The sequence below is a fragment of the Mesorhizobium sp. M0664 genome, from assembly GCF_040320565.1.
GTDB lineage: Bacteria > Pseudomonadota > Alphaproteobacteria > Rhizobiales > Rhizobiaceae > Mesorhizobium.
Genome location: NZ_JAMYPW010000051.1, coordinates 32,162 through 46,049 on the forward strand (window position 1 = coordinate 32,162; position 13,888 = coordinate 46,049).

Here is a 13,888-nt window from a genome sequence, read left to right on the forward strand (position 1 = left end):
GCTGGAGCCATTCACGGTTTCACGCAATTGCGGACGGAAAACCGCTCCGCGCTTTCCCGGAATTGATCTAGGTGGTGGCTGCGCTGTCGGTGCGAAAGCGCACGCCTTCGGCGCGACCGTGCACGCTACCCCAGTCGTAGAGCGCCTGGAGCGCGGCGGCGAGATCTTCACCGCGCCCGGTCAAGGCGTAGCGCCCCTTGCCGTCGGGCGACGTCTGGAGCGTGACGAAGCCGATCTCGACAAGCTCGGCCAGGCGCTGCGTCAGCATCTTGTCCGAGAGTGAGGGAATCAGCCGGCGCAGGTCGGAATAGCGCATCGGCTGTTCCTTGATGCGCGCCAGGATCACCGTCTTCCATTTGCCCCCGAGCGCGTCGAGCGCGAACTCGACCGGACAGCCGTAGAGTCTTCCGCGTTGGGTCATGCGCCATGGTAGGCAAGGCACGGTGACGACGAAAGCAGAATTTGCCCGGCCATCTGGCCAGGGTCGCGGCTCACGGCCTCGCCGACTACAAAATCCATGGAGGAGAACGAAGACGAGCGTGCGCGACATCAATCCGGTCGATGCGAGACGGCCGAAACGTGTGGCGTCATCGCCTGGCTGTCTCGACCACCACAGGCTGCTGGTCGGCTCTGGTGGAGCGAGCTCCCGCACCCCTGGTTCGCCTTCACCGAACGCGGCTATGCGGTCGAGATCTTTTCACCCGGCGACAGTGGTCTTGCATCCGAGATCGCGTCAAGACAGAGGCGGCCTCATCCGAGCAAGCGCTTGCTCAGCCGCGCGCACTGCACGCGAATATCGGGAATGGCGTCGATTTCGAAGAAGGTGCCGCGCGTCAGTGGCCCGACGGCGAGGATATTGGCGAATACCGTGCCGTCGCCGGCGATGACCTCGCAGTTCGCGGTCACGTCGAGGCCGAGGCGCAGCGGATCCGGCCGTGCCAGTCCACGCTCGACCAGCGACCGCACCACGCTGTTCGAGGTGGTCGAGATGTCCCTGGCGATGCCTGTGCAATCATAGATGCGGGTGACGTCGAACCTTTCGAGCTGCTGCGTGTGGCGCGACTGGACCTGTAGGCTGAAGCCGTCGCCGGCGGCGATCTCGACGACGCGGCCGGCGACAAGGCGGATGCGGCCCGCTTGCACCGCCTCGGCAACGCGGGCGTAGACTTCCGGCGCCATGCGATGGCGGTGGATGTCCCACCAGGCCTTGGTGTGCTCGACGAAGCGGCGCTTGGCCGAGGACGGCCAGTTCTGCCAGATCTTCTGGTTGAAGGGTCTCAGACCGTCGACGACGTCGCGCCAGTCGATGCCGGCCTTCTGGTTTTCCCGGATCAGGTCGCGGAACCAGCCGACGAAATAGGAAAGCTGGGTGCCGAGCGGAATGTCGGCAACGTCGAGCTTGATCGGATTGCCCTTGCGATGCGGCGAAGGCAGCAGGCCGCGCCGCGACACCGCGACGATCGCGCCGCGGTGGCCGCGCTGCTCGAGCGACAGGAAGGCATCGACCATGCTCAAGCCGGTGCCCAGCACCAGGACTCGGGCTTCGGGGTCGAGCGCAGTGTCCGCCTCGGATCCCATCCTGATCGCATGCCCCTGCCCCGCCCCCGGCTCTTCGTCGTGGCCGGTGGCGAGCACGGCAAGATGCGCAACCACGCTGGTGCCGTTGGCCAGCGCCACTTCGACGCCTGACGCGGTCGGCGAGATCGACAGGCTCTCCTCGCGGATCAAGCGCAGCCGGCCCGTCTGCTGCTCACGCGCCTCGAGCTCGTCGAGCAACTCCTTGAGATAGCGGGCGTAGACGCTGCGCGGCGCATAGACCGGCGCCTGTTCCGGCGTTGCCAGGCCGCGTTCAAGCAGCCAGCGCGAGAAATTGCCGGGATCGTCGGCATAGGCGCTCATGCCCGACGCGCTGACATTCAGCACATGCGCCGACAGCAGCGTTGAATAGGCCATGCCTTGCCCAAAATGCGGGCGTTTTTCGATCAGGCTGACACGTAGATCGGGATTGGGCGACTTCAGCAGATGAGCGGCAAGCACGACACCGCTGGCGCCGCCGCCGACAATGATGATCGAACTTGGCGTAGCGCGCCCGGTCATGCGCACACCAGCTGTCCTGGCGATCGTCGCCGGCTCAGGAGAGATTGGTTCAGGCCTGGATTTTCAACGCCGCCGAAAAATCCTCGTCGCCGGCGATGTCGCGCATTTCCGCGAGGCTGCGCTGATCCAGCACCTCGGCGATGGCCTGCCGGACCTCCAGCATCAGGTGTCGGACTTGGCATGTCGCCTCGTTGCAGTCTTCGCAGCGCTGATACTGGGTGCGGCTGGCGCAAGGAATGGGGGCAAGCGGCCCGTCGAGCACGCGCACGACGTGGCCGACCTTGATCTCGTCCGCTGGGCGTGCCAGCCGGTAGCCGCCTTCCTTGCCCTTGCGGCTCTGAACGAAACCGGCATTGCGCAATTCGCCAAGGATGGCATCGAGGAACTTCTTCGGAATATTGTTTCCTGTGGCGATGTCGTTGACGAAGGCGAGCTGTCCAACCGGCAGGCGCGCCAGATGGACGAGCGCCTTGAGGCCGTATTTACCTTTTTTCGTGAGCATAACCCGCACGTTTCTCTGTCATGCGATGGCGCAAGGCCACCGGTTGCGAAACGCCTGGCGTGCCTCCCCGCCGCGTCCAAGCTGTCACTACAGATAAATTCTAGTGACATGATATACAAGCCGAGAAACGTTGATTTTGCTTCGTTTTCACGCCGCAATGGCCATTTTGGCCGGGGCTTGTGCTCTTGCGAGCACAGGAGCCACCGCGAATGACACACCGGCAAACTGGCCGGCGGCAGGAATGTCCCGATCGGCGAGAATACCAACAGCAGCTTCTGCCCCTGAATTTGAAGGCCAAAGCATGCCGCGCGCGGCAACAAGGAGGGTGGCGTCGCTCATCGTCCTCTCCAATCCTTCAATGTCGATAAGGATACTAGACTTAACCGCGAACACAGGGAACTTGTTTCCAATTTCTTGGCTATCCACAGTATGGATTTGCCGATGCAGGGGCGAAAACGGGAAAATCCTTGTTGCGCGCAAGGACGACGTGGAAGAGGTTCCCGGGCAAGGACGATAGTTCTCACCCGAGCCGTCACCCAGAAGCGCGCGAACTGCCATAGCCAGATGAATTTTTCTAACAAGACCGCACCGATTGGAAGGATTTAACTCTACAAGAACGATAGAGTTAGATGACTATGAAACGCAATCCGGGTTTTCCTCGTTTCCAAGGAGCGTTTCATGTCCACCATTTCGCGACGTATCGTTCTCTTGTCCTCGGCGGCCTTGGCTGGCGCCGCCTTTCTCGGCCCAGCCGATGCGCAGGACCTCAAGATCACTATCGGCTACCAGACGGTCGTCGAGCCCTCGAAGGTGCCGCAGGCCGACGGCGCCTATGAGAGCGCGACCAAGGCGGCAATCGACTGGCGGAAATTCGATTCCGGCGCCGACGTGATCGCCGCCATCGCTTCCGGATCGGTCGACATTGGCTATGTCGGTTCGAGCCCGCTGGCGGCGGCGGCGAGCCGCGAGCTTCCAATCCAGACAATCTTCATTGTCGGGCTGATCGGCGAATCCGAGGCCCTTGTCGCCCGCAACGGCGCCGGCATCGAGAAGGCCGCCGACCTTGCCGGCAGGAAGGTGGCGGTGCCCTTCGTTTCGACGACGCATTACAGCCTGCTTGCCGCGCTGAAGCATGAGGGTGTCGACCCGAAGTCGATCGATATTCTCAATTTGCGGCCACCGGAGATCGCGGCGGCATGGGCGCGCGGCGACATCGACGCCGCCTATGTCTGGGATCCGGCACTCGGTCAGATCAAGACTTCGGGCAAGGTCGTGCTGGATTCCTCGCAGGTCGCCGCCTGGGGCGCGCCGACCTTCGACGCCTGGATCGTGCGCACCGATTTCGCCGAAAGGAACCCGGAAGCGGTGCGCGACTTCGTCAAGGTGACGGGCGCGGCTATGCCGAGTTCCTGGCCAAGCCGGACGCCTGGTCGGTGACGTCGCCGCAAGCGGCGAAGATCGCCACGATCACCGGGGCCAAGCTGGAGGACGTGCCGCAACTATTGAGGGGCTATGTCTTCCCGACGCTCGAGGAGCAAGCCTCGGACAAGTTCCTCGGTGGCGGCACGGTCAAAGCGGTCGAGGCGACATCGGCCTTCCTCAAGGAGCAGGGCAAGATCGACGCCGTGCTGCCGGATTATTCGGAATACGTGTCGTCGAAATATGTCAGCGAAGCACTTGCCTCGAACTGACGCCAACGCGCGCGGTTCTCCTTCCCTGACGCCGCGTGCTCCCTGCCCCGAACCGCTTGCGAGGAGCGGCTTCGGGGCAGACAGATTCGGAATATCGGCGAGGTTCCCATGACGCATCTCGTGCTCGACAAGGTCTCGGTCCACTATGACGGTCAGCCGGCGCCGGCGGTCGAAAATGTGTCGATTGAGATCGCCAAGGATGACTTCGTTGTCCTGGTCGGCCGCTCCGGCTGCGGCAAGACCTCGTTGCTCAACGTCGCTGCGGGCCTGGTCGAGCCTGTGCGCGGACGCGCCACGATTGGCGGCCGGCCGATCACGGCGCCAGGCTCTGACCGCGCCGTCGTGTTCCAGAACGACGCGCTGTTTCCGTGGCTGACCGCGCGGGAAAATGTCGCCTTTGCGCTCAGGCTGCGCGGTGTCAGGGCCGCGGAACGGGCGCGGACTGCCGACGACCTTCTGGCGCTGGTGAAACTCGACGGCGCCGGCGACAAGCGCATCTGGGAGCTTTCCGGCGGCATGCGCCAGCGGGTCGGCCTGGCCCGGGCGCTGGCGGCCGAGCCGCAATTCCTGCTGCTCGACGAGCCGCTGGGCGCGCTCGATGCGCTGACACGCGAACGCATGCAGACAACGCTGCTCGATCTGTGGACGGCGAGCCAGGTCGGCGTGCTGATGGTCACGCACGGCATCGAGGAAGCCCTGGTGCTGGCAACCCGTATCATTGTGCTCGCTCCCGGCCCTGGCCGGGTGGTGTGGAGCTTCGAGACCGGCTTCAGCCGGCGCTATGCAGCCGGCGAGGCCATTCGCAGCATCAAGGCCGATCCCGCCTTCGCCGCAGCGCGCGGCGAGCTGACCGACGCGATCTTCGAAGGGGAGGCAGCATGACCGTTACCTCCTATGCCGAGCGGCCGCAGCGCAAGGTCGACGACGGAGCCGACGCGCTGTCGGTGCCATGGTCGCGGCCGCGGCCGAGACGCAGCCGCGTTTCGGCCCGCGTGGTTAGCGCGATCACCATTCTGATGATGCTGGCGGCGTGGACGGCATCGGCCCGCCTGCAATTGGTGTCGCCGGTTTTCCTGCCGTCGCCTGTGGCAGTCTGGAACAAATTTGTCGTCGTCGCCCGTGACGGCTTTGTCGACGCAACGCTGCTCCAGCATATCGCCGCCAGCCTGTGGCGGGTGTTTGCGGCGCTGGTCGCGGCCGTTTTCGTCGGCGTTCCCATCGGGCTGGCTATCGGCATCAGCACGATCGGGCGCGGCATCTTCGATCCGCTGCTCGAATTCCTGCGGCCGATCCCGCCGCTCGCCTATCTGCCGCTGATCATTATCTGGTTCGGCATTGGCGAGCCATCCAAGATCCTGGTAATTGCCATTGCCATGCTGGCGCCGGTTGCGCTGTCGACGGCATCGGGTGTTCGCGGCGTCTCGCAGGAGCGCATCAGTGCAGCGCGCTCGCTTGGCGCCACGCAGCGCCAGGTGATCAGGCACGTCATCCTGCCCAGCGCGCTGCCCTCGATCCTGACGGGGCTGCGCATCGCGCTTGGCGCCGGCTGGTCGACGCTGGTCGCCGCCGAGCTGGTGGCCGCGACGCGCGGGCTCGGATTCATGATCCAGTCCGCTGCCCAGTTCCTCGTCACCGACGTGGTGGTGATGGGCATACTGGTGATCGCTGCCATTGCCTTCGTGCTCGAATTCATCATCCGCAGGATCGAGCGGGTTCTCGTCCCGTGGGCGGGGCGGGAGTAACCGGACCGGAGACGTGACGATGCCCCATTCCACCGCTGTACTGTTTGCGCATTTCGGCCATTGGCTCCGCCTGATCAAGGCCGGAGACAAACAGCCGCCTGACGGCGAACGCAAAACGCCGACGCCGGTCCAGCTGGATGCCGAGCGCAACCGCCTGCCGCCGCGCGACGAAAGTTTCTACTGGGGCTGGCAGTACTGGTCGCGGTGAGCGGCCGCCACGGGTCCGCTGTGTGCTGCTCCGGCGGGCGCCTGAGCATGGACGCCTGCTCAACCGCGCGAACGGTTTGCCCAGGCGAGACCGACCAGGCCGACCAGCACGGTCACGATGCCGGCATAGAGCCATTGCGACTGGCCGGTCATGAAGCTGCCCTGGACCCAACCGATGCCTTGCAATGACCACAGCACGCCGATGGCGAGCACAATCAAGGCCAGCAGATTTTTGATCAATCTCATCGCTAGAACTCCTCTCCAAGTCGATCATCAGCCGCATTCCGGCCGAAATGGAACAGCTAAAAGAAGCAGCCCAATCACGCCAACTTCTACTTAGATGCTAACCTCTGATCCTGCGCAAGACATGCGGAGATCGGTGGAAAGATCATCAAGGAAGCTGTGCCGCGCTGCGGGAAATCTCTGACAAATTGTTTCGCGTCGACTCCAAACGTGTAACATTGCCATGGAACCGACAGATCATTGCCGCATTTGCTGCCTCATTCGTCCCTAACCGCTGCGGGTCTGTCAACGGAGCCAGTCCCCAACACATGAACAAAAGCAACCAGACCGCGCTTGTCGCGGCCACGATCGCGGCTGGCCTGATGGTCGGCGCATCCACTGCCAGCGCCGCCGCTCAGTGCGGCCGTGCGTCCTGGTACTCACTGCATTCCAGAACCGCTTCCGGCGAACGCATGAACCCGTCGGCGCTGACCGCCGCGCATCGCAGCCTGCCGTTCGGCACCAAGCTGAAGGTGACCAATCGCAACAATGGCCGCAGTGTCGTCGTGCGCATCAACGACCGCGGCCCGTTCATCAAGGGGCGGATGCTCGATCTGTCGAAGGGCGCCGCCAGTCAGCTTGGCTTCATCAGCTCGGGTCACACCGCTGTCTGCATGGCACGGGTCTAACGGCCGCCACGGCCGGACACCGCCTCCGACGCTCGTCCCCAATAGCCGTGCTGCCTGCCTGGCCTTCGCAGGTGCACATTGAGCCGGCTGTTGCCGTTCCAGGCGGATTCTCAACGCCTTGGACGAAAGAACGAGCCTAAATCACGCAAGTTGACGTATTGCATCGCAGCAGATTGTTGCTAACTTCCCCGCAAGGCATTCAAGGCTCGGCGCTGCTCGTCGGCCCTTCGATCGCAGTCGGCAGCGGGGTTCTCGATGTTCTACCAGCTCTACGAACTGAACCACGCCGCCTTGCAGCCGGCGCGCCTCTATGCCGATGCGGTGCGCCTGTTCTACTCCAATCCGCTCAACCCGGTCTCACACACGTCCTGGGGTCGCTCGGTTGCGGCAACGGCCGAACTGTTCGAGCGCACGACGCGCCGCTACGGCAAGCCGCAATTCGGCCTGACCAAGACCGTGGTCGACTGGAAAACCGTCGAGGTCAGCGAACATACCGTCTGGTCGCGGCCGTTCTGCAACCTGGTCCGTTTCGAGCGGGCGGTTCCTGCTGGGCGCCGACCGGATCCGAAACTGTTGATCGTCGCGCCGATGTCTGGCCACTACGCGACGCTGCTGCGCGGCACGGTTGAGGCGATGCTGCCCTATGCCGACGTGCATATCACCGACTGGGTCGACGCCCGCATGGTGCCGCTTCCCGACGGCAGCTTCGATCTTGACGACTATATCGACTACATCGTCGACATGCTGCATGCGCTGGGTCCCGACACCCATGTGATGGCGGTGTGCCAGCCTTCGGTGCCGGTGCTGGCGGCGGCGGCACTGATGGAAGCCAAGGGTGATCCGTTCGTGCCCTCGACGATGACGCTGATGGGCGGGCCGATCGACACGCGCCGCAATCCGACGGCGGTCAATCTGCTGGCGCAGGAAAAGGGCATCGACTGGTTCCGCGACAACGTCATCATGCGCGCGCCCTGGCCGGTGCCGGGCTTCGGCCGCGAGGTCTATCCCGGCTTCCTGCAGCTTTCGGGGTTCATGAGCATGAACCTCGACCGCCACATCATCGCCCACAAGGACTTCTTCATGCATCTGGTGAAGCATGACGGCGACAATGCCGAGAAGCACCGCGAGTTCTACGACGAATATCTGGCGGTGATGGATCTGACGGCGGAATTCTACCTGCAGACCGTCGACACCGTGTTTGTCCGCCAGGCCTTGCCCAAGGGCACGATGACGCATCGCGGCGTGGCGGTCGACCCTTCGGCGATCCGCAATGTCGCCCTGTTCACGGTCGAGGGCGAGAACGACGACATCTCCGGCCTCGGCCAGACCAAGGCTGCGCACGACCTGTGCATCAACATCCCGGCCGACAGGCACGCCCATTACATGCAGCCGGCGGTCGGCCATTATGGTGTGTTCAACGGCTCGCGCTTCCGCTCCGAAATCGTGCCGCGCATCGTCGACTTCATTACCAGCTACGGCCGTCAGAACCGTGTTGCGGTCAAGCCCAAGCTGGTCAGGACCGGCAAGAAATAGGCGACCAGTGATGATGCCCGTCAATCCGCATCAGGTCGGTCAATGCCAAAATCATCGGTTGGCGGGGCCGTGCGGCCGGTCGACCTGTTGCACAATAGTCGCGTTGGCGCCACGCGGGTAACCATGCCGCAAAAATCAATCCATCCTCATAATTGACACGGACTGTAAATACCCCTTAACGTTTCGTTAACAACAAGGGACAAGCGGGGACAATGATTTCCTCACCAATGGCGAGAACGCTGCGCCTGTGTGCGCTGGCCGGACTTACTGTGGCGGCAGGTTGGGCCGGTTCGGCCTCGGCAGCCAGCCCGATGATAACAGGTGGCCCGACCTCGCAGCCGATCGGCCATTATGATTTCTGCAAGAGCTACGCGTCCGAATGTTCGATCCGCCCGAAGGATCTGTCGCCCGCCAGTCTGACCGGCTCGCTGTGGCGCAAGCTGCTCAGCGTCACGACAAGGGTCAACGCCGCCGTCAAGCCGGAGAGCGACTTCGACATCTACGGCAAGGACGAGGTCTGGGCCTATCCCGACAAGGGCGTCGGCGATTGCGAGGACTATGTCCTGGAAAAGCGCCGTGAGCTGAACCGGCTGGGCGTCTCGTTTTCCGATCTGCTGATGACCGTCGTGCGCAAGCCGGATGGCGAAGGCCACGCCGTGCTGACGGTGCGCACCGACAAGGGCGACTACATCCTTGACAATCTGACCGACCAGGTCCGTTCCTGGGACCAGACCGGCTATCGTTTCCTCAAGCGGCAGGCGATCGACAATACCGGCCGCTGGGTGTCGATCCGCGGCGGCCAGCAGGTGCTGGTCGGCTCTGTCCAGTAACAAGGCAGCTCATTTCGGTCGTGCCAGTGCGGCGCGGAGCGACGCAATGATGCGGCGAAGCTCGGCTTCGTCAAGCTTTTCGATGTTGTCGGCCAGAAGGTTGGCAAGCTCGGTCGCCGCCGGGCTAAGGCCCGACGTGTCGAGCTTGACACGCGGATGCGAGGTTTCGGCCAGCCGCGCCAGTTCCTCGGCGTCGTCCCAGATGATGTTGAAATAGCCGATGATCTTCTGGATCAGCGTCCAGCTCGGCGCACCGCGGCGGCCGTGTTCCAGCGCCGAGAGATAGGCTGCGCTGACGCCGATCGCCTTGGCCATGTCCTTCTGGCTGACGCCGCGCTCGTTTCGCAGCACGCGAAGCTTTTCGCCGAATGGGGTCACAAGCGCACCTTCATGGGTGCATCCTCATAGGTGCGTCCCTCATCGGCGTGTCCTCATGAGCGCGCCCGCCGCAAGCGGATATAGAGCGCACCCGAGCCGCCATGTTTGCGGGCGGCATGGTCGTGGCTGGAGACGAGGGGCCGGAAGGCCGGTGTCGACAGCCATGACGGCACGGCGCGCCGCAAGACGCCATCGCCGCCCGACGAAGAGCCCTTGCCGGTGATCACCAGGACGTAGCGGATGCCGCCGGCATGCGCCCGGTGCAGAAAGGAAAACAGCAGCGAATAGGCTTCGTCCTGGGTCAGGCCATGCAGGTCGACGCGGCCCTCGATCGGCAGCCGGCCCTTCGACAGCTTGTCCAGCGTCGGTTCGTCGAGTGCGTGGGAGACATGCTGCGCCTTCGGCTTTGCGGCCGTGGCAGCATTGCCCGCGACCTGTGCCGGCGGCGGCGCCTGCCTGGTCTCGTCGATCTCCGGCCCGACGTGCGGAATTTCGACGGCGGTTCTGCCCTTCAGCGGTTTTGCCGTGTGCGCCACCAGGTTCCACAGCACCCGGTCGTCCTCGCTCAGCCTGTCGATGCGCCGGGTCATCGGCCTGCTCCTGAAACCAGCGGCCGGGGGATCAGCGCATAAAAATCTGCGGCGTTGCGGATAACGCCGGCGATCTCGCCGGCAGCATCGCCCGACCCGGCAAACAGATCGCCGCGGGCCGGCCCGGTGATCGCCGAGCCGGTGTCCTGCGCGATCATCAGCCGCCGGAACGGTTTTCCGTCGAAAGCGGTCAGCGACGGCGCATCGATATGGAAGGGCGTGCCGAACGTGTGCAGCAGTCGGTCGACGGCGATCGAGCGGCCGGGTGTCAGCGCCACCTTGGCGGCAGCGATCGGGCCGAGCTCTGGGTCGTCGACGCCCATCTCGCGGAAGAAGATGTAGGAGCGGTTGCGCCAAAGGATCTCGTCGACGCGTTCCGGATGCGCCTTGAACCAGGCACGGATCGACTGCATCGTCACTTTCTCCCGCGGGATCTCGCCTTCCTCGCTCAAGATCTTGCCCGGTCCGGTAAAGCGCTGGCCGGATTTGGCGGCATAGGTGATGCGGCGAAGCCTGCCGTCGGTCATCTTGAGGCGTGCCGCGCCCTGCACGTGAATGAAGAAGGCGTCGACCTTGTCGGCGAGCCAAGCGATTTCCAGCCTTTTTCCGGCAAGCGAGCCGCGTTCGATCTCGCCGCGGTCGAAATATTCGACCGGGCCGTTCGGCGCCGCACGAGCAAAGGCGAGATAAGGATCCAAGGCTGAAGGACGATTGCCGTCGTCGATGTCGACTAGGTCGGCCGGGCGCGCCAGCAACGGCACCGAAAACCGTTGCGTGCGTACCGGCGAGGCTTCGACCTCCGGCTCATAAAAGCCGGTGACCAGGCCGGGACCACCATCTTCGGCATCGATACGGGCCGGAACGAAATGGCGCTCGAAAAAGCTTCGAGCCTGCGACCGATTCGCCGGCGAAACGGTGCGCGCTTCGGCATAGGCGTCGGCAAAGCCATTGTAGTCGACGCCGAGCGCGCCGGAGCGGTAGGGTTTGCTCAGGATATGAAAGGCTGAGCGGCGAAAGGCGTCAAAGGCAGGGAGATGGTCGTCCTCACCCCAGCCCGGCAATTCGCCAAAGGATTTTTCGCTGAAGGCTCGAGAAAGCGACACGACAGCCTCCGCCGCCGTCCAGTTCAGTCTTCTTCTTCGGTGGCGACGAGCTTCCAGTTCGGATCGCGCGAGCGCGCGTCACGAGCGAAGGTCCAGACATCCTTGACCTCGGCGACGGTTTCGGGATCGCCGTCGATGACGGCGCCGGCCTTGTCGCGGGTCGCCGAAATCAGTTCGCTGACAATGCGCAGCGTGATGTGGGCCTCGCTGCCCTTCATCTCGGCCGAAACGATGTCGGCCTTGTCGATGCCGACGAAGGAGGACTGGATCTTTTCGGCTTTCGCCTCACGGTCGCCGATGGCCGCGACGAAGCCGTCATAGACCTCGCGCGACAAAAGGTTCTTCAGCGTTTTGCGGTCGCCATCGGCGTAGGCCATGACGATCATCTCGAACGCCATCTTGGCGCCGTCGACGAAGGTCTTCGGGTCGAAGGTCGGATCATTGTCCTTGATCGCCCGCAGGCCCCGGTTGAGATCGGTGTCCGGCTTGGCAAAGGCATCGATCGCCACATAGGCATCGGCCGCCGGCTCTCCCGCCAGGCGCTTGCGCGGCAGCGAGACCACGTTCTCGGGTTTCTGGGCGGCATCCTTGTCGTTTTTGCGCGCTGCCGTATATGGATCGAAGGGTGGGCGCTCGTTGCCCGTGCGTCGGCCAAGCACGTTGCGCAGCTGGAAGAAGATCACCACCGCCGCAATCAGAAAGAAAATCGTGCCGAAGTCGAAGAAGCCCATATCTTGCGCCAATCAATCCCTGCTTTGGCCGGACCAGCGGCCAAGCAAGGGCCGCGATCACATAGCGTTCAGTATCCAAAGCATATAGAACGCATGGCGCAATCATTCAAATCAAAGGCAGCCATACCTATCTAACAGCTCTGGTGCCAGCGGCGATTGCTCGCCGGCCGGCAAAACATCGAAACGATCGGTCAAGATTTGCGTATCTCGCTGCTTCCCCTGTTCATTCTCGCGCTTCCGCTGCTGGAGATAGCGGGTTTCGTTATTGTCGGCCGCCAGGTCGGCGCGCTGGCGACAGTCGGCTTGGTGATGGCCTCGAGTGTCGCCGGCGCCCTGCTGCTGCGGCACCAGGGTTTTGGCGTCATGGCCAGGGTCCGTGCCGAAATGGATGCCGGGCGTGATCCGAGCGGCCAGCTTGCGCATGGCGCCATGATCGTGCTGGCAGCGATCCTTTTGATCATCCCCGGCTTCATCTCGGATATTTTCGGCCTTCTGCTGTTCCTGCCGCCGGTGCGCGATCTTGCCTGGCGGATGCTGAAAGGCCGCATCGTGCTGGCAACCGATTTCAGCAGTGGTTTGCGGGCAAGGCAACGCGGCAAGACCATCGATCTCGACGACGGCGACTATTCGCGGGCCGACGACCATACGCGCGGACCGGGTTCTCCCTGGCGCCGCCTCAAGGACGAGTAGCTGCAAGGCAACCGGTGTCTTTTGCAAACTTGTCTTGTCGGGCCGGCCATGATAGCGAACGCCCGAATTTCAATCCGGTCAGCAACGCTGCCCAGGCAAAAGGACCACAGCTTATGGCCAGCAACGACGACGCGCCGACCGGCGCAGCCAACGGTAATGGAAATGCGGCGCAGCCTTCGCTCAACGTGCTTGCGCAATATGTGAAGGACCTGTCCTTCGAAAGCCCCGGCGCACCGAACTCGTTGCGCGGCCGCGACAAGGCTCCGGGCATCGCCATCAATGTCAACGTGAACGCCAACCCGCTTTCGGACAAGCAGTTCGACGTCAATTTGACGCTGAACGCAAAAGCGTCGTTCGACCAGGAAGTGCTGTTCAACGTCGAGCTGGTCTATGGCGGCGTCTTCTCCATCAGCGGCTTCCCGCAGGAGCACATGCTGCCGATCCTGTTCATCGAATGCCCGCGGCTGCTGTTCCCGTTCGCCCGGCAGATCATCGCCGAGGCAACACGCAACGGCGGCTTCCCGCCGCTGATGCTAGACCCGATCGATTTCGCGCAGATGTTCCAGCAGAAGCTGACCGAGGACCAAGCTGCCGCCGCCAAGGTCAAGGTGAGCTGAGGCTGGTTGGCTCGCAGCGTTTGAAAAACCCGGCGCGAAGCCGGGTTTTTTGTTTGAGACGCCGGCGGGGCAGTACAAGGGGGGAGATCGGACTTCACGTCAGCCTTCGCCAATCCTTCATCGCCGCAGGAATGAGCGAGACGCTGGGTCTGCCAATCTCCCCCCCTGTTTGGACCGGAGACATCGCGCTCGTGTCCTCGAATGGCATCCCGAACCTCCCGGCGCAAAGCGCGCCAAACTGTTCGCGATGTCCTCGCACACCTGTT

17 protein-coding genes and 1 pseudogene are annotated in these 13,888 nt (G+C 63.4%); 9 read left to right on the forward strand and 9 right to left on the reverse strand.

The annotated features are described in order from the left end of the window. Positions 1–67 precede the first annotated feature (67 nt). From NKI39_RS29250 to NKI39_RS29265, 4 genes are all read right to left on the reverse strand, one after another. Positions 68–421 (reverse strand): winged helix-turn-helix transcriptional regulator, encoded by a 354-nt coding sequence (locus tag NKI39_RS29250; protein ID WP_352473975.1) that lies wholly within the window; start codon positions 419–421, stop codon positions 68–70. 329 nt (positions 422–750) lie between these two features. Next, the gene (locus NKI39_RS29255; RefSeq protein WP_352473976.1) at positions 751–2,097 is read right to left on the reverse strand and encodes an FAD/NAD(P)-binding protein; all 1,347 of its coding nucleotides are present in this window, start codon (positions 2,095–2,097) and stop codon (positions 751–753) included. Between the two features lie 49 nt (positions 2,098–2,146). Continuing rightward, a complete protein-coding gene (locus NKI39_RS29260; protein WP_023675902.1) occupies positions 2,147–2,599 on the reverse strand; it encodes an RrF2 family transcriptional regulator in 453 nt (150 codons plus the stop codon). A gap of 147 nt (positions 2,600–2,746) precedes the next feature. After that, positions 2,747–2,938, reverse strand: a complete 192-nt coding sequence (locus tag NKI39_RS29265; RefSeq protein WP_352458582.1) for a hypothetical protein — start codon at positions 2,936–2,938, stop codon at positions 2,747–2,749. A gap of 339 nt (positions 2,939–3,277) precedes the next feature. On the opposite strand from NKI39_RS29265, the pseudogene tauA reads away from it, so the two are divergent. The 4 genes and pseudogenes from tauA (at position 3,278) to NKI39_RS29285 (ending at position 6,240) form a co-directional block, all read left to right on the forward strand. Then, positions 3,278–4,290 (forward strand): annotated as a pseudogene (tauA, locus tag NKI39_RS29270) (taurine ABC transporter substrate-binding protein). Between the two features lie 108 nt (positions 4,291–4,398). Further along, positions 4,399–5,172, forward strand: a complete 774-nt coding sequence (locus NKI39_RS29275) for a taurine ABC transporter ATP-binding protein (RefSeq protein WP_352686551.1) — start codon at positions 4,399–4,401, stop codon at positions 5,170–5,172. After that, positions 5,169–6,032, forward strand: coding sequence for an ABC transporter permease subunit (locus NKI39_RS29280; RefSeq protein WP_352836176.1), 864 nt, complete (start codon positions 5,169–5,171; stop codon positions 6,030–6,032). The genes NKI39_RS29275 and NKI39_RS29280 overlap by 4 nt, the downstream gene beginning before the upstream one ends. A gap of 19 nt (positions 6,033–6,051) precedes the next feature. Then, the gene (locus NKI39_RS29285) at positions 6,052–6,240 is read left to right on the forward strand and encodes a hypothetical protein (RefSeq protein WP_352453651.1); all 189 of its coding nucleotides are present in this window, start codon (positions 6,052–6,054) and stop codon (positions 6,238–6,240) included. A 59-nt stretch (positions 6,241–6,299) separates the two neighbouring features. Here the strand turns inward: NKI39_RS29285 and NKI39_RS29290 are convergent, their stop codons facing one another. Then, complete coding sequence (locus NKI39_RS29290; protein WP_352491244.1) at positions 6,300–6,485, reverse strand: hypothetical protein; 186 nt, start codon at positions 6,483–6,485, stop codon at positions 6,300–6,302. Between the two features lie 305 nt (positions 6,486–6,790). Here NKI39_RS29290 and NKI39_RS29295 point away from each other — a divergent pair, with 305 nt between their 5' ends. The 3 genes from NKI39_RS29295 to NKI39_RS29305 all read left to right on the forward strand — a co-directional run bounded on the left by NKI39_RS29295 (position 6,791) and on the right by NKI39_RS29305 (position 9,513). Then, positions 6,791–7,150 (forward strand): septal ring lytic transglycosylase RlpA family protein, encoded by a 360-nt coding sequence (locus tag NKI39_RS29295; RefSeq protein ID WP_352473985.1) that lies wholly within the window; start codon positions 6,791–6,793, stop codon positions 7,148–7,150. A gap of 255 nt (positions 7,151–7,405) precedes the next feature. Beyond that, complete coding sequence (locus tag NKI39_RS29300; RefSeq protein WP_352836178.1) at positions 7,406–8,683, forward strand: polyhydroxyalkanoate depolymerase; 1,278 nt, start codon at positions 7,406–7,408, stop codon at positions 8,681–8,683. Between the two features lie 212 nt (positions 8,684–8,895). Next, positions 8,896–9,513, forward strand: a complete 618-nt coding sequence (locus tag NKI39_RS29305; RefSeq protein WP_352473987.1) for a transglutaminase-like cysteine peptidase — start codon at positions 8,896–8,898, stop codon at positions 9,511–9,513. A 9-nt stretch (positions 9,514–9,522) separates the two neighbouring features. Here the strand turns inward: NKI39_RS29305 and NKI39_RS29310 are convergent, their stop codons facing one another. Genes NKI39_RS29310 through NKI39_RS29325 form a run of 4 tightly spaced genes read right to left on the reverse strand, consistent with a single transcriptional unit; the run spans position 9,523 to position 12,315 of the window. Then, positions 9,523–9,891, reverse strand: coding sequence for a helix-turn-helix domain-containing protein (locus tag NKI39_RS29310; protein ID WP_352473989.1), 369 nt, complete (start codon positions 9,889–9,891; stop codon positions 9,523–9,525). Positions 9,892–9,944: 53 nt separating this feature from the next. Further along, complete coding sequence (locus NKI39_RS29315; protein ID WP_352473990.1) at positions 9,945–10,481, reverse strand: Smr/MutS family protein; 537 nt, start codon at positions 10,479–10,481, stop codon at positions 9,945–9,947. Continuing rightward, entirely contained in the window at positions 10,478–11,584 is a 1,107-nt protein-coding gene (gene mltA, locus NKI39_RS29320; protein WP_352836181.1) for a murein transglycosylase A, read from the reverse strand. Before mltA ends, NKI39_RS29315 begins: the two co-directional genes overlap by 4 nt. Before the next feature lie 23 nt (positions 11,585–11,607). Next, positions 11,608–12,315, reverse strand: coding sequence for a Tim44/TimA family putative adaptor protein (locus NKI39_RS29325; RefSeq protein WP_352836183.1), 708 nt, complete (start codon positions 12,313–12,315; stop codon positions 11,608–11,610). A gap of 198 nt (positions 12,316–12,513) precedes the next feature. Between NKI39_RS29325 and NKI39_RS29330 the strand changes: the two genes are divergently transcribed. Continuing rightward, on the forward strand, positions 12,514–13,005 hold the full coding sequence (locus NKI39_RS29330) for an FxsA family protein (protein WP_352491248.1): 492 nt from the start codon (positions 12,514–12,516) through the stop codon (positions 13,003–13,005). A 113-nt stretch (positions 13,006–13,118) separates the two neighbouring features. Further along, the gene (gene secB / locus NKI39_RS29335) at positions 13,119–13,622 is read left to right on the forward strand and encodes a protein-export chaperone SecB (protein ID WP_352491249.1); all 504 of its coding nucleotides are present in this window, start codon (positions 13,119–13,121) and stop codon (positions 13,620–13,622) included. Positions 13,623–13,888: the final 266 nt, after the last annotated feature.